The organism is Micromonospora sp. NPDC048842 (genome assembly GCF_040649935.1).
Lineage (GTDB): Bacteria > Actinomycetota > Actinomycetes > Mycobacteriales > Micromonosporaceae > Micromonospora > Micromonospora hortensis.
Genome location: NZ_JBEZGK010000001.1, coordinates 542,873 through 565,691, shown reverse-complemented (window position 1 = coordinate 565,691; position 22,819 = coordinate 542,873). Strand labels below are relative to the sequence as shown.

Below are 22,819 nucleotides of genomic sequence, written 5' to 3'. Positions count from 1 at the left end.
CGCTCACCCACGGTTTCCCCGCCGCCGCACCCTCCTGAGCGCCGCGCCGTGGGGCGGGCTCGCCCATCCAACGGCACCGCCGAGGCCCGGAAGGACTCACTGATAACCGACGTGGACGATCAGCTTGCCCTCCTTGGGGCGAGCCCCCACGTAGACGGTCGCCGGGTCGAGCACTGTCGGCGGCAGGCGCAGGCCCTCGGAGAGACCCATTTCGCGTGCCAGGTCCTCCGGAGACTGGCCCGCCGCCGGCACCAGTGTGATCGTTCGCCAGCAGCCACCGGAGGCACACTCCATGCTCTTGTCGGCGACCGTCGCTCCGGGCGGCACCCGCGGCATCCGTGACTCCGGTGGCAACGATCCCTCGGTCTTGAACATCTGCAACCAGAGGAACGACAGGCACCACAGGCACGACAGCAGGCCCAGCGTGACGGACAGGGCCACGAGGATGCGCTTGGTGCGTCTCCTCAGCGCGGTCCGCGACGTCATCGCGCGAGGATAGCGGGGCACCGTCGGCCAGCCGGGGCGGGAGTGGGCTCGGGTCAGCCGGTGAAGGGCTCGGGTCCGAGACGGCCCCAGGCCACGAACGCGGCCAGCGCGAGGTAGATCAGATTCAGCACCACGAACCGTGCCTCGCCGTAGCGCAGGTGGGTGATCATCGCGCCGACCATCAGCAGGATCCAGCAGACGGCGGTCACCGGCACCAGCACCGGTGCGATGTCGAGCACGCCGGGCAGGATCAGGCCGACGGCGGCCAGGATTTCGAGGGCCCCGAGGGTCTTGACGAAGCGCACGCTGGCGTCGCCGGTCCACCCGCCGCCGTTGGCCGCGGACAACTTCTGCTTGGGTACGAATGTCTTGGTGATGCCGCCGGCCAGGGCAATTGTGGCCAACAGTCCGGCCGCGATCCACAGTGCCAGGTTCATGGTTTGCCTCCGTATCGGTTCGCACAGGAGACACCGCCGGCCGTCGCGCTGTGACAGCTCGTGAAGTGACGAGGAGCACTGACGGCCGGCGTCACAGAAGGCGGTTGGCCGGTGTCTGGTGGGCGAGCAGCGGAACTGATGGTCCGCGTCCCTCGCCGGTCGCCGCACGGCGCTGCCTGACCGCGACGGCGACGCTGCGTCCGGTCGGGGCGCTCCGTCGGCAGGCATACCTGCTGTTGAGCGTGATGTCTGTGAGTCATCGTGATGACTCATAAACATCACGCTCAATAGGGGACATGGCTTGCCTGGAGCCGGGCCGAGCCGGGCCGACGCCGAGCAGAACTGGAGGACGCATGGATGCTGAGGGCGGAATCGTGGGTGCGGACGGCCGGGGGGACGCTGCTGTCGACGCGTTCGTCAGTCACCGGAACCTGCTCTTCACAGTGGCCTACGAGATGCTCGGCTCGGCCGCCGACGCGGAGGACGTACTCCAGGAGACCTGGCTGCGGTGGGCGGACGCGGATCTCGCGACGGTCCGGGACCAGCGGGCGTACCTGGTCCGGATCGCCACCCGACTGTCGCTCAACCGGCTGCGTGCGGTGGGCCGGCGTAGGGAGTCCTACGTCGGCTCCTGGTTACCCGAGCCGCTGTTGACAGCGCCCGACGTCGCAGACGACGTCGAACTCGCCGAGAGCGTCTCGATGGCGATGCTGCTGGTGCTGGAGACGCTGACGCCGACCGAGCGGGCGGTGTTCGTCCTCCGTGAGGTCTTCGACACTGGATACGACGAGATCGCCGAGGCCGTCGACAAGAGTTCGGCGGCGGTCCGTCAGATCGCCCACCGTGCGCGGGCCCATGTCGCCGCGCGCCGGCCGCGCGGGATGGTCTCCCCGGCGGACACCCGACGTGCGCTCACGGCGTTCCGGCTGGCGGTCGAGACCGGCGACGTGCAGGGCCTGCTCGACGTGCTCGCGCCGGATGTCGTGCTGCTCGGCGACGGCGGCGGGATCAAGCAGGCCGTGCTGCGGCCTGTCGTCGGGGCCGACAAGGTGGCCCGCCTGCTGTGCAGCACACACGCCAGGGTCGCGACCATGTCGCTGCATCCCGCCCAGGTCAACGGTCACCCGGCGCTGGTTCTGCGGCTCGACGGCGAGCTGGACACTGTCCTCGCGCTGCGTATCGACGGCGGCCTCATCAGCGGGGTCTACGCGGTGCGTAACCCCGAGAAGTTGTCGCACATGGGCAGCGAAGCGGTGCTGCGTCGCTGATGGCCCGGATCCGCTCTCAGGGGGGTCGGCCCGCGTTACGCCCGTCGGAAGGGATGGGCGAGATGGCTGAGCGGCAGGGTAGGGGTAACTCCCAATCCGACTGGGAGGTAGCAGGATCGAGCAAGATCTAGAAACCGTGGAAGCTCATTTCCATGACCACGCAGAAGATCTCCGGGTTTCATCGGGCCGCCCTGGCCCTCGTCCTTCCCGTCGCCGTGATAGCGGCAGTCGCCGGGTGTGCTGACTCGGCGGCGCCGAAGGCCGCGCCCGCTGCCAGTTCGGTAGCCGCAGCTCCCTCGACCTCGACAGGCGCGGCCGGCCCGGCAAGTGCGGCCCCCGCAGCGGGCTTGCACATGATCGCCAACAACGGGCATCAGCTTGCCTTTCACGTCACGCCCGGAAGTTCTCCCACCATCGTGCTGGACGCCGGCGGTGGCGAGGACTCCTCGTACTGGGATGCCCTGGTGCCGCAGCTGTCGCAGGCCACCGGATCGCAGATCATCACCTACGACCGGGCCGGTATGGGTGCCAGCGAGGAGGTGAAGGGCCCATGGGACCCCAAGGCCGCCGCCTCCGACCTGCAGGCCGGTCTGCGTGAACTCGGCGTCACCCAGAACGTGGTCCTCGCGGGCCACTCGCAGGCAGGAGAAGTGGCCCACTACTTCGTCCTCGCGAACCCCGGCGTTGTCTCCGGGGCGGTGCTCATCGATGCCAACGTGCCGCAATTCTTCACCGACACCCAGACCCAACGCCTCGTCGCGCTAACCACGCCGCAGATCGAAGAGCTCAAGAAGGCGCCGTCGACGAAGGCGAACCGCCAGCTCATCGCCACGGCCGACAACTTCGGTCCCACGCACCAGGCGTACCACAAGGTCTCCTGGCCCGACGGCGTTCCCGTCATCTATATCGTGTCGGACAAGACGCCCTTCGATGGATCTCCGCAGGACGCTCAGGCCTGGCGCGACGCAGCAGCGGCGTTCACCAAGGCGGGGCCCGACCGCACACTCGTCATCGCCGAGGGAAGCTCGCACGACGTTCCCCAGGACAAGCCCGCCCTGGTGCTCAAGGAAATCGAACAGATGACCGCCACCGTCAAGTAAAGGCCATCGGGCCGACGGCTGACAGGACCGGCGAGCCTGGTTGACCGGGGCACTGCCGTAGGCGAGCGCGACAAGCCACACGGTCCGGATCCCGATGACGGCGAGGCGGTGGTCGAGATTCGGGGAGCGGGCCGAGAGTGCTGACGCGATGGGTAGCGTGTGTGCGGGTGTCGATCGATCGAGCCGTCGATCGGCGATGCGAGCCTCCGTGGACCGCGGACGGACACCATGGTTGCTGGATTCCACGCGACGTGGGGGGACACCGACCGTGGGGAAGTGCGGATCGCCGGCCAACATGAATCACCAGCCAGGCGGCGCGGCACGGTGCGCAATGATGGAGTGAGATGACCGATAACAGCGGAACCGCCCTGTCCGGCGGCTCCTCGCCCTCGCGGGAGGGCTCCGAGCCGGGTCGCGTCGCTCGCAGCGGTCCGATCCCGCGCTCGGCGCTGGCTCAGCGGATGAGCCTGCTGGGCTGGTCGCTGGTGCTGCTGCCGGGCGCGGCCCTGGGTGCCGTGCTGGCCACACTCTGGATCACCTCGATATCGATCGCCGCGCTTGGCGCCGGAATCCCACTGACCCTGCTCGCGACCGTACTGGTGCGCTGGTTTGCCGACCGGCATCGCCAGTGGGCCGCCGACCGGCTCGGCGAACCGCTGCCCGCCCGGCCCTATCAGCCGACGCCGGACGCCGGGTGGCCGGTGCGGCTCTGGACGATCCTGCGCGACCCGGCGACGTGGCGGGACTGGATCTGGTTGGTGATCAACTCGATCACCATTTGGTTGAGTTGCGGACTGTCGCTGCTGTTCTTCGTCCTCGGAGTCGTATACCTGATCTATCCACTCATCTATCAGCTGACGCCTTCTCAGGTATTCCGCACTCCGATGGGGGAGGGCTTCCGGCTGCACAGCGTCGCGCAGTCGTTCGGGCTGGTACCGCTCGGTCCGGTTCTCCTTCTGCTCTGGTACGTCACTGCGGTGCGCCTCGCGAACCTCAACGCTCGGGTGATCCGCGCTCTGCTCGGCCCCACCGAACAGGCGCGCCTGCGGGCCCGCGTCCAACAGTTGGCGACCTCGCGAGCTGAGACCGTCGACACCCAGGCCGGTGAACTGCGCCGGATCGAACGCGACCTGCACGACGGCGCGCAGGCCCGGCTGGTGTCGCTGGGTATGAGCCTGGGCTTGGCCGAACAGTTACTGCCCAAAGATCCGCAGGCCGTCCAGCAGTTGCTGGCCGAGGCCCGCGAGTCGATTTCCAGCGCCCTCACCGAGCTGCGCGACCTGGTACGAGGCATCCATCCGCCGGTACTGGCCGACCGTGGCCTGGACGGCGCCCTCAAGGCCTTGGCCCTGGTCAATCCGATCCCGACAACGGTGGTGACCCGCCTGCCCGGACGGCTGCCGGCCCCGATCGAGTCCGCGGCCTACTTCGCCGTCGCCGAGGCCTTGTCGAACGCCATCAAGCACGCCCAGGCCCAGCAGATCCGGATCAGCGTGGAGTTCGCACCCCACCGGGGCGGCGCTGCCGGGGAACTGACGATGCTGGTGTCCGACGACGGCCGTGGGGGTGCTTCGATCGATTCCGGCACGGGCCTGCATGGCATCGTCCGTCGCCTGGCGGCCTTCGACGGCACGCTGACCGTTGACAGCCCGCCGGGCGGACCAACCGAGGTGAGGATGTCGCTGCCGTGCGTATCGTGATAGCCGAGGACCTCGCCCTGCTCCGCGAGGGCCTGATCAGGATCCTGCGGGCCAATTCATTCGAGGTCGTGGAAGCCGTTGACAACGGCCCCGCGCTGATCCGGTCGCTGACGACGCACCGCCCCGACGTCGCCATCGTCGACGTGCGGTTGCCGCCGACCTTCACCGACGAGGGGCTGCGTGCCGCGATCGAGGCCCGCCGCCAGATCCCAGGGCTGCCCATCATGGTGCTATCGCAGTATGTCGAGCAGATCTACGCCAGGGAGCTGATGTCGGATCGCGCGGGCGCGGTGGGCTACCTGTTGAAGGACCGGGTTACGGACGTCGACCAATTCGTCGCCAGTGTCCGGCAGGTCGCTACCGGCAGCACCGTTATGGACCCCGACGTGGTGAGTGCGCTACTCACCCACCGCTCCACCGACCCTAAGCTCCTGGAGCTGAGCCCACGCGAGCATGAGGTCCTCACCCTGATGGCCGAGGGCCGCTCGAACGCTGCGATCGCCGCCCGGATGTTCGTCACCGAGAAGACCGTCAGCAAACACAGCAACAACATCTTCACCAAGCTCGGTCTCAAGCCCTCCGAGGACGACAACCGCCGCATCCTGGCGGTCCTCGCCTACCTGGAAGGCTGACCCCTCGCCCAGGGGCTTCTAGTACGGGGGCGTGGGCGTCTCCGGCGATCGGTGGCGGGAGCGTCGGGCGTCCGCTGCGGCGACGCCGAGCAGCACCACGGCCGCGACCGTACCGGCGGTGAGCGGCTGGAGGTGCAGTGCTGCCGGGATCAGCAGGCCGAAGGCCAGGAGGCCGGCCAGCCGGGACCGGGAAACCCGACCGAAGACCTGGTATTCGAGTGCCGATCGTCCGGCGAGGAAGAGCACCGGGCCGCCGAAGATGGCGATGAGCCAGGTCGCCGGGAGGTGCCCGAGCGGCTCGGCGATGAACAGCTCGAAGCCGACGCCGGTGAGCACGATCCCCGCGATCATGACCATGTGGGCGAAGGCCATGTCGGTCGCGAGCCGGGCCGGGTTGCGGGAACTGTCGACGGCAGTGCCCAGCATTCCTCCCGCCACGTGGAAGTAGATCCGCCAGAGCAGGACGGTGCTCGCCAGCGCCAGGACGAACCCACCAGTCTGGTCGGTGTGGAACTCGCTGCCGCTGAAGGCGAGGCCAATGACGAAGATCGCCTCGCCGAGAGCGATGAGGAGGAACTGTTGGTACCGCTCGGCCAGGTGCTCGGCCGCGATCATCTGGACGCCGAGCCGTTGCGCGCCGAGTCGGGGGGTCGGCCAGCCGAGGAACAGCCCGGTGTAGTCGATCAGCACGGCGAGGGTCCAGAGCGCCCCGCGAACAGTGCCGTCGTTGACCAGCCCGCCGACGACCCAGAGCGGTGCGCTCAAACCGAACCAGAAGAGGATCCGGATCGACTGGTGGGGGTCCGGCCGGCCGTGCCCGGCGACGTGGAAGAAGACCACTCGGCCGATCTGGAGGGTCACCAGGGTGATGGCGAAGAGGGAGGCCCGTGCGCCGAAGCCGTGCGGCACGGCGACGGCCATCGTCATGGCACCGACCAACGTCATGATGATGACGGTCTGGACGATCGGGGCGTCCGGGTCCAGCCAACTCGTCGACCAGACCGTCACCGACCAGATCGCCCACAGCGCCAGGAACAGCAGCAGAGCCTGGCCGAGACCCGCGTACACGCCGCGGTGGCCGTCGGTGAAGTCGGCGATCAGCCGCGCCGAGATCCGGGTGAGGGCGAAGACGAAGACCAGGTCGAGGAAGAGTTCCAGAAAGGTGGCCCGCTGGCGGGTGGCTTCGCTGCGCAACAGTCCGTCGGGGGTGTTCCTCATCGGCTCGCCACGCGCTGGTGTCGGCGAACGATCACGTGCCCTCCCGTCGCGGTGATCTCCTGGCCTAACGAGCCAGGGGGCGGCTGTGGCACGTGGAGCGAAGGGGCCGGCGTCCCACAACAGTCACCAATCCGTCACCCGACCACTACGGCAGGTGTACGCCTCTACGCTCGTGGGCGTGCCCGGACCTGCCGAGAAGGCCACTGAACAGGACCGGCGTGACCTCATCGTCACTGTCGCGCGAGAGCTGGCCGAGACGGAGGGCTGGGCGGGTGTGACCACTCGACGGCTCGCCGAACGAACCGAGATCGACATGGGCGACATCTATCGGCACTTCGCCGATCTGGAGGCGCTGATCGCCGCCGTCGCGGTGTGCGCCTTCGCCGATCTGGCCGCCGACCTCGCCGAGGCGCACGCGGAGACCGTCGGGAGCCCCGAGGGGGTCTGGCCGGCGGTCGCGACCGCGTACCTCGACTTCGCGTACACGAATCCTGAGGTCTATGACGCGATGCTCGCGCTGACCCCCGACCTGGCCCTCGGCGTGGATGGTGTGCCGGCCGCGCCGCGGGCGGTCTTCGCCGAGCTGCGGGCGGCCCTGACCCCGCTGGCCGAGGGGCGGGACCCGGACACCCTGGCCGAGGTGGGTTGGAGCCTGCTGCACGGCGTGGTGATGCTCACCCGCGGTGGTCGGCTGCGACCCGAGGGGCAGGAGGACCGCGAGGCGTTGATCGCGCAACGGTTGCTGCGGTGGCCCTGACCAGGGCCGCCGCCGACGCCCCCGGTCGTGCTCAGTTGATGGGCTGGCGGTCGGCCGGGCCCTTGTCGGTGAACCGGAACGTGGTGTTCAGCTTGGCGTTGCCCAACTCCTTGAGGACGAGGCCGTTGCCGGGGAGGTGTTGGAGGAATCGGGTCTCGCTGCCGATCGCGTACGTGCCGTCGCCCTTGGCGATGATGGTGAACCGCTGGATCGGGTCGTCCTGGTCGCAGACGACGGCCCCGATGGTCAGTTCGGGTTCGATGTCCAGGCCGTTCACCTGCCAGCAGGACGGGTCGTCGTTGGCGGGGTGGTCGTCCTTGGTGCCGAAGGCCCTGATCACGTACCGGTCGCCGCCGATCGGTGTCGGCACGAACAGGATGCGACCGCCGCTGTCGCCGCCCTCCTCGAGTCGCCCGCTGATCTCCAACGGTTGCCCCGAACCCTGCACCCGGGTGATGGTGACCTCGCGCTTGCCGGACAGCAGTGGGTCGGTCGCCGCCGCCGATGACGTGGTCGGCGCCGCTGCCGTCGGCGTCGGCGCGCCCGTCACGGTGCCCGACGGCGTCGGCGTGCCCGCCGCGGTGCCCGGCGCCTTGTCCGCACCGCCCTGGCACGCCACCAGCGCGCTGGCGCAGGCCAGCATCGCCGCGCCGGTGACCCACTTTCTGGTGACCATGCCGTACTCCTCACGAGCCGTCCCGAACCTGGGCGGGAATCATCATGGATGTCGCCTCCGCTCGACGACGGCCGCGCCGGAACGGTTCACGAAAATCAGGAAGATCTCCCATCGATCTCCCGCCTATCCTGTCTCTCGGCCTTGGGGGCTGTTGCACGGGGAGGGCATGGCATGACGGTCGACGTGGCGGCGCGACGACAGGCGCAAGTGTTGATCTTTGATGCGGACGACACGTTGTGGGAGAACAACGTCGTCTTCGAGCGGGTGATCGACGACTTCCTGGGCTGGCTGGACCACCCCACCCTGGACCGGGCCGCGCTGCGGGTCGTTCTCGACGACATCGAGCGGGCCAACGCGGTGGCGCACGGGTACGGCAGCAAGGTCTTCCTGCGCAGCCTGGCGGAGTGCCTGGAGCGGCTGCGCGAGCGGCCGGCCACCGACTCCGAACGTCAGGAGATCGACCGGCTGGCGATGGCCCTCGTCGAGCACCAGGTGGAGCTGATGCCCGGGGTGGCCGACGCGCTCGACGAGCTGGCCGGCCGGCACGAGTTGCTGCTGCTCACCAAGGGCGACCAGGAGGAGCAGCAGCGCAAGCTGGACGCCTGCGGTCTGCTGCACCACTTCGGGGCCGCGCACATCGTCGCCGAGAAGAACGTCGACACGTACCGGTGGCTCACTCGGGAGCACGGCTTCGCGCCGGACGGCGCGTGGATGATCGGCAACTCCCCGAAGTCCGACATCCTGCCGGCGCGGGCCGCTGGGTTGAACGCGGTGTTCATTCCGAACGCGAACACCTGGGTGCTGGAGGACGACGAGCTGGACCCGACCGACGGCGGGGTGCTGCGGCTCGCCGCGTTCCGGGACCTGCTGCGCCACTTCTGACCGTACCGAAGCCAAACAGCGTCGGCGATCATGGTCGTGTTACGCCGTCCTGCCCGATTTTCAGCGTGGGATCAGTCCTGCCGCCGCTCGTCCGACGCGGCTTGTCCGGCCGGTCGGAGCGCGCCTAACCTGGTCCGGCGCTCACGACCCTTCGGGGTGTGTCGGGGCGCGTCGGCGTTCGGCGGGTGAGCACCGTGGAGCTGAGTGCGAAGTGGCTGGCTCACCCCGTTCTGGCGCGTGGCGTCGTGCCACGCCCGCGCGGCGGGGTGCCGGAGCTGTCCGCTTCCCTGCCGGACGGCCGAGGGTCAGGGCCGGGTAGTTGCGGACCCGGTCCTGACTCGGCCCGCGAATCGTTCGACCGCTGCGAGCGGGGCAGACCGCACGCCGGTCCGACTGTCAGGATGGCGGCATGAAGCGCAGATCTCTCCTCCTCGGCGCGGCGGCCGGTCTGGTCACCCCGGCGGTGCTCACCCCGGCCGCGCCCGCACTCGCGGCGGACCGGCCGCTGCTGCCGGGCTCGGGCACGGCCGTGGTGAAGCGACCCCTGCCGAAGTGGCAGCCCCGCAACCGCGCCAGCGCATTGACCACGTTGCCGGCGGAGACGAAGCAGGTGATCATCGTCGGGGCCAGCAGCTACACCACCACCTACGCCACGCTGGAGGCGTTCGTGCGGGTCCGGAGCAACTGGCAGCCGGCCTCGGCGTCGTTGCCCGCCCGGATCGGCTCGAAGGGCTTCAGCGACAACCACGTGGAGGGTGTGCCGACCACGCCGACCGGCGTCTACTCGATCGGCCCCACCATGTACGGCATCGCCGCGAACCCGGGCATGCGATTCCCCTACCACCCGCTGGTCAGCGGTGACTGGTGGAACGAGAACCCGTCGTCCCCGCTCTACAACACCTTCCAGCACAGTGCGACCAACCCGGGCGGGGCCAGCGAGGCACTGTGGAAGGAGGTCCCCGCGTACACGCACTTCGCGGTGATCACCTACAACATGCCGCCGAACGTGCCGAAGCCGGTGCCGAACGCGGGCAGCGGGATCTTCCTGCACCAGTTCAGCACCAGCGCCGGCAACGCCACAGCTGGTTGCGTCTCCCTCGCCCATTCTCACCTGGTCGACGTGCTCAAGTGGCTTGACCCGGCGCTCTCACCTCGCATCGTGCTCAGCCCGTACGCCCAGCTCAGCCGATACTGAGAGCCGCCGCGACTCAGCCGGCCTCGCGCCGGACGATCGCCACCGCAACCCGGCAGAACTCGTCCATGTCCGGGTTGAACCCGGCAGCGATGTCGGGATGCAACCCGGAGCGGGTCTCCTCCAACAGTCGCTGGCAGACCTGCTCGACCGGTTCGCCGGCGTAGCCGGAGCGGACCCGCTCGGTGGCCGCCTGAAGCGCCGAGGTCAGCTGCTCCTCAAGCGGGCCGCGCAGCTTCTGCTGCACGGGATCGAGCCCGCGGGGGTCGAGCGTGACATGTGGCTCCGACATCGGTGCTCCCTTCGTCGGCGTCCGCGATACCCCACCGCGGACGTCGGTCAAACCCCGGTCGGTACGGCGGCGACCCGCACCTGGTACGAGAATTCCTCCGCCGGCTCCTCGTGGTACGACAGCCGGCGGATCTGCCGGTCGTCGTCGTAGAGTGCGACGTCCACCAGCACGCCGAGGTGGGCGAGGCCGATGCTCGACACCCGCTTCTTGTCCTGCAACACCGCGCAGACGCCGCCGAGAAGGGTGCTGGCGTCGGACGTACGGTGCCCGGGCGGGCAGCGCAACACCAGGTCCACCTCGATCGGCCCGGGCAGCGGCGTCCAGCCGGTGCGTTGGGCCGCGGCGAGGGCGGCCTGGAGCAGGGTGCGGACCCTCGTCGCCTGCCGGTGTCCGGCGGCGAAGATGGACAACGCTTCGGTCTTGACCGGTGGCAGGCCGCTCACCTCGAACGTCAGGGCGAGAGCGCGGGTGTCCTGCACGACGGCACCTCCTCGTTGGGACGATCCTGCCGAACCGGGGGTGCGGCGGTGGGACGTTCCCGCGATTACCAACCGATCGGGCAGGCAGGGGTCGGCCGGAGGCGTGTCGACGGCGGCGGCGAACGCGCCGGCTAGGAAAACGCTAGCCGACGACGCCCGCTCTCGGTAGTCGGTCGTTCACCCGGTGGGGCGTGGTGCGAAGGCGCAGAACTCGTTGCCCTCGGGGTCGGCCAGCACCCACCACCAGTGCGCCTCGTCGAGAGGCTCGCTCAGCAGCGTCGCGCCCGCCGCGATCAGCGCGCTCGGCTCCGGGTCGACCAGGTCGACGTCCCAGTGCAGCCGGTTCTTGACCGTTTTGGGCTCGGGCACCCCGACGAACACCCAGTAGTCCCAGGGGAACCCGGCAGCGCCGGCCACCGACGAACTGCTCGACTCGTGCTCGACGGTGCCGCCGACCACCCCGGCCCACCAGGTCGCCTGCGCCGCCGGGTCGGCCGAGTCCACGACCAGCTCGAACGGGCCCGGTCGGGTGCCCTCTCGGGCCGGGAACGCGCAGAACTCGTTGCCCTCCGGGTCGTCGAGCACCCACCAGGACGCGTCGCCGGCCGGCTCGCGGACCAGCCGGGCGCCGTCCGCGAGCAGCGCCGCCGGGTCCGCGTCGGCCAACCGCAGATCCAGGTGTACGCGAGTCGTGCCGACCCGAGGCTCGGGCACCTTGTTCACCCAGATGGACTCGGCGTTGGAGCGCGCCGAGCGCGGGTCCACCCGGGTGTCGTCGTCACCGGCATCGGCCACGTCGCCGTCGAGTATCCGGGCCCAGAAGGCACCCAGTGCGAGCGGGTCGGCGGCATCGAGGCAGAGGTCCTTGAAGCGCGCGATCATCGTCCCAGCATGCCTGGTCCGGGCGAACGTGTCCGGGCAGAAGGTCCTTCGCCGACCTTCCGTTGCGCAACTCAACGACGGCTGGGCGCAGAGCAGGCCCATGTTCCTACCTCTGATCGTGATGGGCATCCTGACCGGACTTGTCGTCGGGTGGCTGTTCGCAGCGGCACTCGCCTACCGGATCGTGGAGGCGTCGGCCGAACGGCGACGCGCCTCCGCCGGGCTCTGGGCCGTCGCGCTGATCGCGCTCGCTCTGCCGGCAGTAGCCCTGTACGGCAACGTGCTGCGGACATTCCGAGATCACGGCGACGTCGGTCCGGTCTTCACCGTGCACAGCGCATTCACACCCGGCCCCTACTACCCGTTGGGGCCGGCCTTGCAGATTCTCGCCCTGACCATCGCCGGTGCCGTGTTCGCGGGCGCCGCGACCCGGCTCGCCCGTCCGGGCACCCAGCCGGAAACGCAGGAAGCAGCGATAGCAAGCTGAGGTCAGGCCGCTGCTGTCCGATGGCCGGGGCGGTAGTTCGTCATCGAACTGACTGCCGGCGGTCGCGGGACCTTTCCGGGTAGATCTTGGACAGTTTCCGTTCTGTCATAACGGAAACTGTCCAAGATCTCAGAGTGCCCTAGGTCGAGGGGTCTTCTCCGAGCTTCGTGTTCAGTGCTGCTTGGCGTACGCGACGAACGCTTTCCAGGCCGTCGGGTCGACGTGCAGGGTGCCGCCGTCGCGGTCCTTGGTGTCGCGCACCAGCACCACGCTCGGCAGGTTGTCGGCGACCTCGACGCAGGATCCGCCGTTGCCGCCGGACCGGGTCGACTTTCGCCACTGTGGGGTCAGCATGCCCATGACTTCGCCACTTCCTTGATCAGCTCGGTTGACTGCCGGCGGGGGAGCGCCTCGTTCCGCACGATCTCCCACGTCTTCGCCAGCTTAGCGACGTCGGTGGGCGCATCGACGAACTGCGCGGTGAGCTGGTTGTCGGCGTGAGCCACCCGCTCACCGTCCGGCATCTCGGCGATGATGAACTGACCGGCCAGCCCCAGATACATCCCAGCATCCACCGGCACGATGTGCACCTGGATATGCTCCGCCGTCGCCAACTGGACCAGGTGCTCGCACTGCTCGACCATGAGGCCCGGCTGGTCGAGCACCGGCCGGCGCAGCACCGCCTCGTCCAGCACGGCGATGAGCTGCGGCGGGCGTGGGCGGTGCAGCACCGCCTCGTCCAGCACGGCGATGAGCTGCGGCGGGCGTGGGCGGTGCAGGATCGCCTGCCGCTCCAGCCGGGAGGCGACGATCCGGTCCACGTCCTCGGCGTCGAACCGTCCACCGGCCAACGTCGCGCGGGCGTACCGCTCGGTCTGGAGCAGGCCCGGCACGTACGCCAACTCGAACCAGCGCAGCGTGGTGGCCTCCCGTTCGAACTCGATCCACTCGCGCAGCCAGGCCGGCTCGGCGTCGAGCCGGGCCAACCCGTCCAGCATGCGGAGGAAGCGTCCGCCGGTCTGGTGGTGGGTGTCGACAGCCCTCATGTACTCCTTCGTGGGCGGTCGCCCGCCGGTCTCCACCGAGCTGACGTGCGAACCCGAATAGCCGATGCCCCGGCCGAAGTCGTCCTGATTGAGCCCGGACCCCGTCCGGAACAGACGCAGTTCCTCCAGCACGTAGTCGGTGACGGTCCCCATCGATTCCCCAACCTTTGCTCAGTCTGGCTCGGCGTGTCCGTCATGGGTGCTCACCTGGACCGCTGAGCTGCACAGATGGCGCGACCACGTATCGACGGTAGTCGCCTCATCACCAGACTGTCACCAGTGGCGGGTCCGCTGGTGGCCGGAATGGCGGCGGTGGGCCCTGCCCTCCGGGGTCGCTCCCGTTTCCCCCTTGCGGGAGCGGCCCCGTCCCCGTCCCCGAGGAGGTCGATGTGCTCACCCCGACAGGCCAGCAGCCCTCGACGTGGTGGCGGTGATGGTGGTCCGGCCGCCCGTCCCGCATGTCGCCATGCGCCCGCTGTGGCGGTGCCGCAACTGTGGCGCCGAGTGGCCCTGCCAACCGGCCAAGCTCGCCCTGCTGACGGAGTACCGGACCAGCCGGACCGCGCTGCTGATCTACCTCGGCACTCTGATGCACGAGGCGACGAACCAGCTCACCCAACTCCACCCGGATCATCCGCCGACCGGGATGACCGAGCGCTTCCTCTCCTGGGCCAGGGCCCGGGGTTGACGCTCGGGCAGCCGTCGTTCATCCCGGAAAGGGGATCAGTGGCACCCCGTCGGAGTATCCGGGCCCCTCACTGGTCAGCACCGCGGCGTCGTGGGTCAGGCCCGCCACGGCGGCTGCGGCCAGGTCGAAACGGCGGGTCCTGCGCTGCCAGAAGGTCAGCTCCGGTAGATCCTCCGCCTGCTCGGGTAGAAGCGCGCAGGAAGTCAAGGCCAGCAGCTTGTGCAGCAGGGCCAGGTCCTTGCCGGTCGCCATGGTCAACGCTTCGGTCGCTGCCACCACCGGCACCCCGAACCGCACCCCGTCCTCAATCACCTCGTGGACGGGCTCGCCCACGTGCACCGTCCGGAGGACGGCGTATCCCAGCAGGGCCGACCGGTCCAGGATGAGCCGAACTGGTGGTGTTGTCTCCGAGGTCATGCGGCGTCGGCGCGGGGCGCGGTGTCGTCACCGTTCATCTCGGCCTCCATGGCGGCGCGGATCTTGGCGCGCTCCGCCTCGAACCGCTCCGCAGGCCACTCAGCCTCCACGCCCAGGCGGCGGGCCCGAGCCTCGGCCACACCCTGCTCAGTGATGTGAATGCCGGCGGCGAGCAACAACTCCTTGTGCTGCTCCACCCGCTTGCGCCGACGCACCGACTCGGTGACGTAGGCACTGGCCATGCGGTTGCCCTGGCTCTCCAGGATCTGACTCACGTCTGGGGGGACGGAGATCGTGAAGCGGCGCTGAGGCTCTGTCATACGCGCAGCTTACACCTGTCATACTCCGGACTGGCGCTGCTCGTACCGTCAGGCGGGGTTGACTCTGGTGGCTTCCGGGTGCGAGGTGTCGGAGTCGGTCCGGCCCTCGCGCAGTGACAAGCGACGCGCCAGCACCGTGGCGCCCGCGAGCGCGGCCAGGACCATGGCGATCTCCGCGATCACCACCGGCGGTGCCGCGCTGTAGTCGGTGGTCCGGGCGAAGGCGACGGTGATCGGCGTGATGACGATGCCGGCCACCGGCATGAGGACGCTCATCAACTGAGCCGTCCGCCGGATCCTGGGCAGGTCGCGAAGCCGGGTCCGCACCGCGATGACCGCTCCCGTGACGACCACGGCGGCCGGTATGCCGTAGTAGACGGCGACGGCGAGCTGGACCGGTACGTCGATCGAGCGGGGGATGTCGACCATGCGGACGAAGGCCGGGTAGGCCGCCATCAGGAGGCCGAAGCCGAGCACGACACCGAGCAGCGCGCCGATCAGCGCGGTGCCGAGAATGCGGCCGTAGTCGCCACGCACCCGCTGGACGCCAGCCTCGTCGGCGAGCCGCCGCGCGAAGCCGGCCACGTCATCGCCGATCAACTGCGTGGGATCGCCCCCGTCGGCAGCCGCGGCCCGTAGGTCGAGGCGCAGGTCCGCGGCGAGTGCCGCCCGATCGGCCGAGCCGACCCCGTCCCCGCGCCACGTCTGGTCGGCCTCGCCCAGAAGGCGGTCGATGGTGTCCATGGGTCAACTCCTCGTGGGGTTGTGGTCGAGCGGACAGAGAGCGGCGTCGACGGTGTCGGTGAAGCGGTTCCACTGTTTCTGCCAGGCATCCAGGTGGATCCGACCGGACCCGGTCAGCGCGTAGACCTTTCGGGGCGGGCCGGTCGGGCTGACCTGCTGTTCGTGAGCGACAAGGCCGAGTCGGCGCATGCGAGTCAGCAGGGGATAGATGGTGCCGTAGCTGATGGCGCCGAAGCCGGCCGTCTCCATTCGCCGAACCAGCTCGTAGCCGTGCGCTGGCTCGCGTGCCAGCAGCGCCAGCAGGCACATGTCCAGCGCGCCCCGCAGGAGTTGGGTCTGCCGGTCGTTGTCGTCGATGGACTGGCTCTCCGCCGCTACCATGCGACACATACTACCTCGCTATTCGGCGTCACGATATAGCGGTGTGGACTTCCGCTGTGACAGCCAGGTTTCGCGACTTCACGGGTGGGGCAGAGTAGCCGCTACAGAGCATCCGGGCCGGAGTTTCCGCAGCTTGCCGGCTCGGGATCGGCTCGCCGTGCGCCGGGGCACGGATGCCCTCCCCGGTCTTTCGCCGAGGAGAGGGGGAGGGCGATGACGGACCCCGAAACGGCTCGACACCGACGCCGGCCGGTTGTTCGGCTGGGCGCGGCGGCTGCCGCGCTGGCACTTGTGGCGCCGTTGGCCGCGTGTGGCGCGGACGACGCTGGTGGCCCACCGACGATCAACCTGTACTACCCGCCCGAGCAAAACCTGCAGAAGGTCGTCGACGACTGCAACGCGCAGGCCCAGGGACGGTACGAGATCGCCTACCGGGTGCTGCCCCGGCAGGCCGACGACCAGCGGGTGCAGATGGTGCGCCGACTGGCCGCCGAGGACAGCGGGATGGATCTGCTCGGGCTGGACGTCACCTGGACCCAGGAGTTCGCCAGCGCCGACTGGATCCGCGAGTGGACCGGCCAGGACAAGGCCGAGGTCGAGCAGGGCACCCTCGCCGGGCCGTTGGACACCGCCCGGTACGAGGACAAGTTGTACGCGGCGCCGAAGAACACAAACGTCCAGTTGCTCTGGTACCGCAAGGACCTGGTGCCGCAGCCGCCGACCACCTGGGACCAGATGATCAGCGCGGCCCAGCAGCTCAAGGACCAGGGCAAGCCGTACCAGGTGCTCACCATGGGCGCGCAGTACGAGGGTCTGGTCGTCCTCTACAACACCCTTGCCGAAAGCGCCGGCGGGAAGATCCTCAGCGACGACGGCACGAAGGCCGTGATGGACGAGGGCACGGTCCGGGCGTTGGAGCAGCTGAAGAAGTTCGCCACGTCGGGCGTGACCTCGCCGTCGTTCAGCAACGCCACCGAGGACCCGGTTCGGCTGGAGTTCCAGTCCGGCGCGGGCGCGTTCCAGGTGAACTGGCCGTTCGTCTACCCGGCTCTCCAGGAGGCGAACCCGGAGCTGGCCAAGCAGGTCGGCTGGGCTCGGATCCCGGGCATCGACGAGGGCACCCCCAGCAAGGTCACCATCGGTGGGGTCAACCTGGCGGTCAGCTCCTACTCCAAGCACCCGGAGCAGACCTTCGAGGCGGCCCGGTGCATCCGCAGCGCCGAGCACCAGAAGTTCTCCGCCATCAACGACGGTGTGCCGCCGACCATCGAGGCGGTCTTCGACGACCCGGAGATGACCGAGGCGTACCCGATGAAGGACACCATCCTCGAGGAGCTGAAGGAACCGGCGACGCGTCCGCTGACCCCCGCCTACCAGAGCATCTCCACAGTGATGTCGGCGATCCTGTCGCCGCCGTCCGGCATCCGCCCGCAGCAGACCGCCGACGAGTTGCGCGGCGCCATCGCCGACGCCCTCCAATCCAAGGGGGTCCTGCCGTGAGCATCAACGCCACGCCGGCCGGCGCCGATGTCGCCGCCGACGAGACCAGCGAATCCACCGACCGGCGCGCCACAGTGCCCACCCAGCGTGGTGGCCGTCGCAAGCCCCCGTTGAGCGAGAACAAGAAGGCCGAACGCCGGCTCGGCCTGCTGCTCTGCGCGCCGGCCGCGCTGGTCATGATCGCGGTGACCGCGTACCCGATCATCTACTCGGTCTGGCTCTCGTTGCAGCGCTTCGACCTGCGTTTCCCCGACCAGCGTGAGTTCATCGGGCTGGAGAACTACGTCACTGTGCTCACCAACGAGTTCTGGTGGACGGCGTTCGGGGTGACCATGCTGATCACGGTGGTCACCGTGGCCGTCGAGCTGGTGCTCGGCATGGGCCTGGCGATCATCATGCACCGCACCATCATCGGGCGCGGCCTGGTCCGGACCTCGGCGCTGATCCCGTACGGGATCGTCACGGTGGTCGCCGCGTTCTCCTGGCGGTACGCCTGGACGCCCGGCACCGGCTACCTGGCCGACCTGTTCAGCGACGGCGCGCCGCTCACCGAACGGGCCAGCTCCCTGGCGATCATCATGCTGGCGGAGATCTGGAAGACCACCCCGTTCATGGCGCTGCTGCTGATGGCCGGGCTGGCGCTGGTCCCCGAGGACCTGCTCAAGGCGGCCTCCACCGACGGCGCGACCGCCTGGCAGAAGTTCACCAAGGTGATGCTGCCGGTGATGAAGCCGGCGATCCTGGTCGCGCTGCTGTTCCGCACCCTTGACGCGTTCCGGGTCTTCGACAACATTTTCGTGCTGACCGCCGGAGGCAACGAGACGTCGTCGGTGTCGATGCTCGCCTACAACAACCTGATCCGGGGCCTCAACCTCGGCATCGGTTCGACGATGTCGGTGCTGATCTTCATCACTGTGGCGATCATCGCCTTCGTCTTCGTGAAGCTGTTCGGCACCGCTGCTCCGGGCAGCGACGACGGAGAGAGGCGCTGACATGGCTGTCGAAACCACTACCAGGGCAAAGCTGCGCTGGGGTCTGCTCGACGTCCTCGTGGTCGTCTTCGCGCTGGTCCCGGTGCTGTGGATCGCGTCGCTGTCGTTCAAGACACCGGCCACCCTCACCGACGGGAACTTCATCCCCCGCGAATGGACGCTGGACAACTACCGGACCATCTTCGACACCGACCAGTTCGTCCGGGCGCTGGTCAACTCGATCGGCGTCGCGCTGATCGCCACGCTGATCGCTGTGGTGCTCGGCGCGATGGCCGCGTACGCGATCAGCCGGCTGGACTTCCCCGGTAAGAAACTGCTGGTCGGCGTCTCCCTGCTGATCGCGATGTTCCCGCAGGTGTCACTGGTGTCGCCGCTGTTCGAGATCGAGCGTCAGCTCAAGATCTTCGACACCTGGCTGGGGCTGATCCTGCCGTACATCACCTTCGCGCTGCCGCTGGCGATCTACACGCTGTCGGCGTTCTTCAAGCAGATCCCGTGGGATCTGGAGAAGGCAGCGAAGATGGACGGCGCCACCCAGGCCCAGGCGTTCCGGCGCGTCATCGCGCCACTGGCCGCGCCCGGGCTGTTCACCACCGCGATCCTGGTCTTCATCTTCTGCTGGAACGACTTCCTGTTCGCCATCTCGCTGACCTCGACCGAGCGGTCCCGCACGGTGCCGGCCGCGTTGTCGTTCTTCACCGGTGCGTCGCAGTTCGAGGACCCCACCGGGGCGATCTGCGCCGCCGCCGTGGTGATCACCGTTCCGATCATCCTGTTCGTTCTCTTCTTCCAGCGTCGCATCGTGTCCGGTCTGACCTCCGGCGCGGTAAAGGGATAGGTGGGTAGTCATGGCTGACATCGTGCTGGACAAGGTGAGCAAGAGCTTCCCGGACGGGACCGTCGCCGTGCAGGACGTCGACCTGGAGATCGCCGACGGCGAGTTCGTGATCCTGGTCGGGCCCTCCGGCTGCGGAAAGTCCACCACCCTCAACATGATCGCCGGGCTGGAGGACATCAGCTCCGGTGAGCTGCGTATCGCCGGGCAGCGGGTCAACGACAAGGCCCCCCGGGACCGGGACATCGCCATGGTGTTCCAGTCGTACGCGCTGTACCCGAACATGACAGTGCGGGAGAACATGGCGTTCCCGCTGCGGCTGGCGAAGCTCGACAAGGAGACCATCGACCGCAAGGTCGACGAGGCGGCGAAGGTGCTGGAGCTGACCTCGCTGCTGGACCGCAAGCCGGCCAACCTCTCCGGTGGCCAGCGTCAGCGGGTGGCGATGGGCCGGGCGATCGTCCGCCAGCCGAAGGCGTTCCTGATGGACGAGCCGTTGTCCAACCTCGACGCCAAGCTGCGGGTGCAGATGCGCACGGTGGTGTCCCGCCTGCAGAAGCAGCTCGGCACCACTACCGTCTACGTCACCCACGACCAGACCGAGGCGATGACCCTCGGCGACCGCGTGGTGATCATGCGCGGGGGTGCGGTGCAGCAGGTCGGGCCGCCACAGGAGCTGTACGACAACCCGAAGAACCTCTTCGTTGCCGGCTTCATCGGCTCGCCGTCGATGAATTTCCTGCACGCCGCCGTGCAGGACGGCGAGCTGCACACCGCCCTGGGCACGGTGCCGATCGGTGACCGGGTCCGCCGGGAGTTGGAGGCGGCTGACGCGCCCCGTGAGCTGATCCTCGGCATCCGGCCCGAGCACTTCGAGGACGCCGAACTGGTCGACGACGACACCCGTCGGCGGGGCATGGAGTTCGAGGCGCCGGTGGACATCGTCGAGTCGATGGGCTCGGACAAGTACGTCTACTTCACGGTCGAGGGGGAGAAGGCCAGCGCCGCCGAGTTGGAGGAGTTGGCCGCCGACGCGGGCGCCGCCGACTTCGCCGGCGGCGGCGGCAATCTGGTGACCCGGTTGTCAGCCGAGTCCCCGGTAGCCGAGGGGCAGACGCGCCGAGTCTGGTTCAACCTGGAGAAGATCCACCTGTTCGACCCGGCCAACGGCCGCAACCTGACCCTGCACGAGGGTCGGGCCGCCGGCGCGCTCGCCGACTGACGCCCCATTTTCGCGCCGATCTTGCACTTTCGGTTGTCGGCATGAGATGGATTGCCCCTTCTGTCGGGACAGAAAGTGCAAGATCGGCGCGGCGAGGGCGCGCGGGGCGCCGTGTCCTGCGGCGTGTGGGCTGGCGTGGCAGGGTGGTTGCAGGTTTCGTCGTGAGGCGGGGGCGGGATGAATCGACGATTGGCCGCGCTGGCAAACGCGCACGGTGTTTCCACCTGGTACGAGGATTGGCGGCACCGCCGCGTCGATGTCGCACCGGAGACCGTGGTGGGTGTGCTGGGGCTGCTCGGCGTGGACGCCACCAGCCCGTCGGCGATCGCCGACGCGCTCGTCGCCGCCCGTGCCGTCGACCGGAGTGCCCTTCCGGAGACTGTCGTGCTCACCCACGGTCGCGGCCGGGCGCTGCCCGGCCCGGGGGTGGTGACCCTGGAGGACGGTGGCCGCCGCGCGGTCGACGGTGAGTTGCCGGCCGACCTGCCGCTGGGTTGGCACCGGCTGGCCTGCGCCGACCGCGAGGTGACACTGGTGGTGGTGCCGCGCCGGCTGCCGGTGCCGCCGTCGAGCTGGGGGTGGATGCTCCAGCTCTACGCGCTCACCTCGGAGCGTTCCTGGGGCATGGGCGACCTCGGTGATCTCGCCGAGTTCACCGGTTGGGCCGGTGCCAACGGGGCGGGTCTGGTGCTGCTCAACCCGCTGCACGCGGTCGGGCCGGCGCACCCGGTGGCCACCTCGCCGTATTCGCCGGCCAGTCGACGCTTCGTCAATCCGCTCTACCTGCGGGTCAGCGACACCGCCGCGTACCGGGCGGCCGACCCGGCGACCCGTGCGGTGGTCGACGCGTTGCGTCCCGACCGGGGGCCCCTGATCGACTACGACGAGGTGTGGGCTGCCAAGCGGCGCGCCCTGGAGTTGCTGCACCCGTACGCCCAGCCGATGGATCTTGCCGCGGACCCGGCGCTGACCAGCTTCGCCACCTGGTGCGCGCTCGCCGAGCGGCATGGCAACGACTGGCGGGCCTGGCCGGCGGAGCTGCACCACCCGGACGCCCCTGCGGTCGCCGAGCAGCGTCGCCGCCTCGCCGACCGGGTCGCCTTCCACGCCTGGCTGCAACACCTCTGCGACGAGCAGCTCGACGCCGTCACGGCGGCGGCCCGCTCGGCGGGGATGCCGGTCGGTGTCGTGCACGACCTGGCCGTCGGCATCGACCCGGGCGGCGCGGACGGGTGGCAGCTCGCCGACGTGCTGGCCCAGGGCGTGCGGGTCGGCGCGCCACCGGACGACTTCAACCAGCTCGGTCAGGACTGGGGGCTCGCCGCGTGGCGCCCGGACCGGCTCGCCGCCACCGGTTACGCCGCGTACCGGGACATGCTGCGCCGCGTCCTGCGGCACGCCGGTGGCCTGCGGGTCGACCACGTCGCCGGCCTGTGGCGACTGTGGTGGGTGCCGCCGGGCGGCGGCGCGGCCGAGGGCACCTACGTGCGCTACGACGCCGAGGCGATGCTCGGCATCCTCGCGTTGGAGGCGCACCGGGCCGGCGCTGTGGTGGTCGGTGAGGATCTCGGCACCGTCCAACCGGCGGTGACCCGAGGGTTGCGGGGGCGCAACATGCTCGGCTCGACAGTGCTGTGGTTCGCACGCGACGAGGCCGGTGACTTCGTCCCGCCGGCCCGGTGGCCGCGAAGCGCCCTCGCCACCATCTCCACCCACGACCTGCCCACCGCGCCGGGGTTCCTGACCGGTGAGCACGTGCGGGTGCGCGACGAGTTGAAGCTGCTCGGCACCGACGTGGCGGTGGAGCAGGCCCGCGCCACCGCCGATCGGGACCGGCTGCTCACGATGTTGGCTGCCGAGAACCTGCTGCCCGAGCCGACGCCGGGGTCCGAGTCGGCTGAACCGGCAACCACGCCCGACGACGGTGAGGTGGTGGTGGCGATGCACGCCGCGCTCGCGGCCAGCCCGACCCGGCTGCTCGGCGTCTCCCTCTACGACGTGTTGGGTGAGGTGCGCCAACCCAACATGCCGGGCACCGTCGACGAGTATCCGAACTGGCGGCTGCCGCTGCCGGCCAGCGTGGCGCAGATCCGCGCGGACCCCCGGGTGGCCCGGATCGTCGACCTGCTCAGCGCCGCCCGCCCACGACCGGCCGACCCGGCACCGCCGCGGCAGTAACCGCCACC

The 22,819-nt window shown here is 69.4% G+C and carries 27 protein-coding genes; 14 read left to right on the top strand and 13 right to left on the bottom strand.

Translation table 11 applies throughout. The annotated features are described in order from the left end of the window. Nucleotides 1–96: 96 nt before the first annotated feature. Both AB0C19_RS02470 and AB0C19_RS02465 read right to left on the bottom strand, forming a co-directional pair. Nucleotides 97–486: a hypothetical protein gene (locus AB0C19_RS02470; RefSeq protein WP_357178233.1), complete on the bottom strand. Its 390-nt coding sequence runs from the start codon at nucleotides 484–486 to the stop codon at nucleotides 97–99. Nucleotides 487–539: 53 nt separating this feature from the next. Beyond that, nucleotides 540–923 (bottom strand): DoxX family protein, encoded by a 384-nt coding sequence (locus AB0C19_RS02465; protein ID WP_357178230.1) that lies wholly within the window; start codon nucleotides 921–923, stop codon nucleotides 540–542. 353 nt (nucleotides 924–1,276) lie between these two features. Between AB0C19_RS02465 and AB0C19_RS02460 the strand changes: the two genes are divergently transcribed. From AB0C19_RS02460 to AB0C19_RS02445, 4 genes are all read left to right on the top strand, one after another. Then, nucleotides 1,277–2,191 (top strand): RNA polymerase sigma-70 factor, encoded by a 915-nt coding sequence (locus AB0C19_RS02460; RefSeq protein ID WP_357178227.1) that lies wholly within the window; start codon nucleotides 1,277–1,279, stop codon nucleotides 2,189–2,191. Between the two features lie 152 nt (nucleotides 2,192–2,343). Then, the gene (locus AB0C19_RS02455) at nucleotides 2,344–3,291 is read left to right on the top strand and encodes an alpha/beta hydrolase (protein WP_357178224.1); all 948 of its coding nucleotides are present in this window, start codon (nucleotides 2,344–2,346) and stop codon (nucleotides 3,289–3,291) included. Between the two features lie 461 nt (nucleotides 3,292–3,752). Further along, complete coding sequence (locus AB0C19_RS02450) at nucleotides 3,753–4,991, top strand: sensor histidine kinase (RefSeq protein WP_357178221.1); 1,239 nt, start codon at nucleotides 3,753–3,755, stop codon at nucleotides 4,989–4,991. Then, nucleotides 4,979–5,623: a response regulator transcription factor gene (locus AB0C19_RS02445; RefSeq protein ID WP_357178218.1), complete on the top strand. Its 645-nt coding sequence runs from the start codon at nucleotides 4,979–4,981 to the stop codon at nucleotides 5,621–5,623. Before AB0C19_RS02450 ends, AB0C19_RS02445 begins: the two co-directional genes overlap by 13 nt. Before the next feature lie 18 nt (nucleotides 5,624–5,641). Here AB0C19_RS02445 and AB0C19_RS02440 read toward each other — a convergent pair whose 3' ends face one another. Continuing rightward, entirely contained in the window at nucleotides 5,642–6,841 is a 1,200-nt protein-coding gene (locus tag AB0C19_RS02440; RefSeq protein ID WP_357178215.1) for a low temperature requirement protein A, read from the bottom strand. Between the two features lie 178 nt (nucleotides 6,842–7,019). On the opposite strand from AB0C19_RS02440, the gene AB0C19_RS02435 reads away from it, so the two are divergent. Further along, entirely contained in the window at nucleotides 7,020–7,598 is a 579-nt protein-coding gene (locus tag AB0C19_RS02435) for a TetR/AcrR family transcriptional regulator (RefSeq protein ID WP_357178212.1), read from the top strand. Between the two features lie 31 nt (nucleotides 7,599–7,629). On the opposite strand, the gene AB0C19_RS02430 is transcribed toward AB0C19_RS02435, so the two are convergent. Continuing rightward, complete coding sequence (locus AB0C19_RS02430) at nucleotides 7,630–8,274, bottom strand: hypothetical protein (RefSeq protein WP_357178209.1); 645 nt, start codon at nucleotides 8,272–8,274, stop codon at nucleotides 7,630–7,632. A 171-nt stretch (nucleotides 8,275–8,445) separates the two neighbouring features. On the opposite strand from AB0C19_RS02430, the gene AB0C19_RS02425 reads away from it, so the two are divergent. Beyond that, entirely contained in the window at nucleotides 8,446–9,156 is a 711-nt protein-coding gene (locus tag AB0C19_RS02425) for an HAD family hydrolase (RefSeq protein ID WP_357178206.1), read from the top strand. Nucleotides 9,157–9,565: 409 nt separating this feature from the next. Next, a complete protein-coding gene (locus tag AB0C19_RS02420; RefSeq protein ID WP_357178203.1) occupies nucleotides 9,566–10,351 on the top strand; it encodes a L,D-transpeptidase family protein in 786 nt (261 codons plus the stop codon). Nucleotides 10,352–10,364: 13 nt separating this feature from the next. Here the strand turns inward: AB0C19_RS02420 and AB0C19_RS02415 are convergent, their stop codons facing one another. From AB0C19_RS02415 to AB0C19_RS02405, 3 genes are all read right to left on the bottom strand, one after another. Beyond that, nucleotides 10,365–10,640 (bottom strand): hypothetical protein, encoded by a 276-nt coding sequence (locus AB0C19_RS02415; protein ID WP_210781930.1) that lies wholly within the window; start codon nucleotides 10,638–10,640, stop codon nucleotides 10,365–10,367. A 47-nt stretch (nucleotides 10,641–10,687) separates the two neighbouring features. Next, nucleotides 10,688–11,119: a hypothetical protein gene (locus AB0C19_RS02410; RefSeq protein ID WP_112583019.1), complete on the bottom strand. Its 432-nt coding sequence runs from the start codon at nucleotides 11,117–11,119 to the stop codon at nucleotides 10,688–10,690. A gap of 177 nt (nucleotides 11,120–11,296) precedes the next feature. Then, complete coding sequence (locus AB0C19_RS02405) at nucleotides 11,297–12,001, bottom strand: VOC family protein (protein WP_357178200.1); 705 nt, start codon at nucleotides 11,999–12,001, stop codon at nucleotides 11,297–11,299. A gap of 100 nt (nucleotides 12,002–12,101) precedes the next feature. On the opposite strand from AB0C19_RS02405, the gene AB0C19_RS02400 reads away from it, so the two are divergent. Further along, on the top strand, nucleotides 12,102–12,488 hold the full coding sequence (locus tag AB0C19_RS02400) for a hypothetical protein (RefSeq protein ID WP_357178197.1): 387 nt from the start codon (nucleotides 12,102–12,104) through the stop codon (nucleotides 12,486–12,488). A 171-nt stretch (nucleotides 12,489–12,659) separates the two neighbouring features. Here the strand turns inward: AB0C19_RS02400 and AB0C19_RS02395 are convergent, their stop codons facing one another. Both AB0C19_RS02395 and AB0C19_RS02390 read right to left on the bottom strand, forming a co-directional pair. Continuing rightward, nucleotides 12,660–12,842: a DUF397 domain-containing protein gene (locus tag AB0C19_RS02395; protein ID WP_112583309.1), complete on the bottom strand. Its 183-nt coding sequence runs from the start codon at nucleotides 12,840–12,842 to the stop codon at nucleotides 12,660–12,662. Continuing rightward, nucleotides 12,836–13,687: a helix-turn-helix transcriptional regulator gene (locus AB0C19_RS02390; protein WP_357178194.1), complete on the bottom strand. Its 852-nt coding sequence runs from the start codon at nucleotides 13,685–13,687 to the stop codon at nucleotides 12,836–12,838. The genes AB0C19_RS02395 and AB0C19_RS02390 overlap by 7 nt, the downstream gene beginning before the upstream one ends. 313 nt (nucleotides 13,688–14,000) lie before the next feature. Here AB0C19_RS02390 and AB0C19_RS02385 point away from each other — a divergent pair, with 313 nt between their 5' ends. Further along, nucleotides 14,001–14,222, top strand: coding sequence for a flavin reductase (locus tag AB0C19_RS02385; protein WP_357178191.1), 222 nt, complete (start codon nucleotides 14,001–14,003; stop codon nucleotides 14,220–14,222). 18 nt (nucleotides 14,223–14,240) lie between these two features. On the opposite strand, the gene AB0C19_RS02380 is transcribed toward AB0C19_RS02385, so the two are convergent. From AB0C19_RS02380 to AB0C19_RS02365, 4 genes are read right to left on the bottom strand one after another with little or no spacing between them, the layout of a single operon-like run. Beyond that, complete coding sequence (locus tag AB0C19_RS02380; protein WP_238686690.1) at nucleotides 14,241–14,639, bottom strand: hypothetical protein; 399 nt, start codon at nucleotides 14,637–14,639, stop codon at nucleotides 14,241–14,243. Continuing rightward, entirely contained in the window at nucleotides 14,636–14,959 is a 324-nt protein-coding gene (locus AB0C19_RS02375) for a hypothetical protein (RefSeq protein WP_266305026.1), read from the bottom strand. The genes AB0C19_RS02380 and AB0C19_RS02375 overlap by 4 nt, the downstream gene beginning before the upstream one ends. Before the next feature lie 48 nt (nucleotides 14,960–15,007). Continuing rightward, a complete protein-coding gene (locus AB0C19_RS02370; protein ID WP_357178186.1) occupies nucleotides 15,008–15,703 on the bottom strand; it encodes a hypothetical protein in 696 nt (231 codons plus the stop codon). Between the two features lie 3 nt (nucleotides 15,704–15,706). Further along, nucleotides 15,707–16,084 carry a PadR family transcriptional regulator gene (locus tag AB0C19_RS02365; protein WP_357178183.1) on the bottom strand — a complete coding sequence of 126 codons (378 nt, stop codon included), beginning with the start codon at nucleotides 16,082–16,084 and terminating at the stop codon, nucleotides 15,707–15,709. Nucleotides 16,085–16,297: 213 nt separating this feature from the next. Here AB0C19_RS02365 and AB0C19_RS02360 point away from each other — a divergent pair, with 213 nt between their 5' ends. From AB0C19_RS02360 to malQ, 5 genes are all read left to right on the top strand, one after another. Beyond that, on the top strand, nucleotides 16,298–17,584 hold the full coding sequence (locus AB0C19_RS02360; protein ID WP_357178180.1) for an ABC transporter substrate-binding protein: 1,287 nt from the start codon (nucleotides 16,298–16,300) through the stop codon (nucleotides 17,582–17,584). Continuing rightward, nucleotides 17,581–18,576: a sugar ABC transporter permease gene (locus AB0C19_RS02355; RefSeq protein ID WP_357178176.1), complete on the top strand. Its 996-nt coding sequence runs from the start codon at nucleotides 17,581–17,583 to the stop codon at nucleotides 18,574–18,576. The genes AB0C19_RS02360 and AB0C19_RS02355 overlap by 4 nt, the downstream gene beginning before the upstream one ends. Before the next feature lies 1 nt (nucleotide 18,577). After that, nucleotides 18,578–19,414 (top strand): carbohydrate ABC transporter permease, encoded by an 837-nt coding sequence (locus AB0C19_RS02350; RefSeq protein ID WP_238686695.1) that lies wholly within the window; start codon nucleotides 18,578–18,580, stop codon nucleotides 19,412–19,414. A gap of 10 nt (nucleotides 19,415–19,424) precedes the next feature. Beyond that, nucleotides 19,425–20,633 carry a sn-glycerol-3-phosphate ABC transporter ATP-binding protein UgpC gene (gene ugpC / locus AB0C19_RS02345; protein ID WP_357178172.1) on the top strand — a complete coding sequence of 403 codons (1,209 nt, stop codon included), beginning with the start codon at nucleotides 19,425–19,427 and terminating at the stop codon, nucleotides 20,631–20,633. Between the two features lie 177 nt (nucleotides 20,634–20,810). Continuing rightward, nucleotides 20,811–22,811, top strand: a complete 2,001-nt coding sequence (gene malQ, locus AB0C19_RS02340) for a 4-alpha-glucanotransferase (protein ID WP_357178169.1) — start codon at nucleotides 20,811–20,813, stop codon at nucleotides 22,809–22,811. Nucleotides 22,812–22,819: the final 8 nt, after the last annotated feature.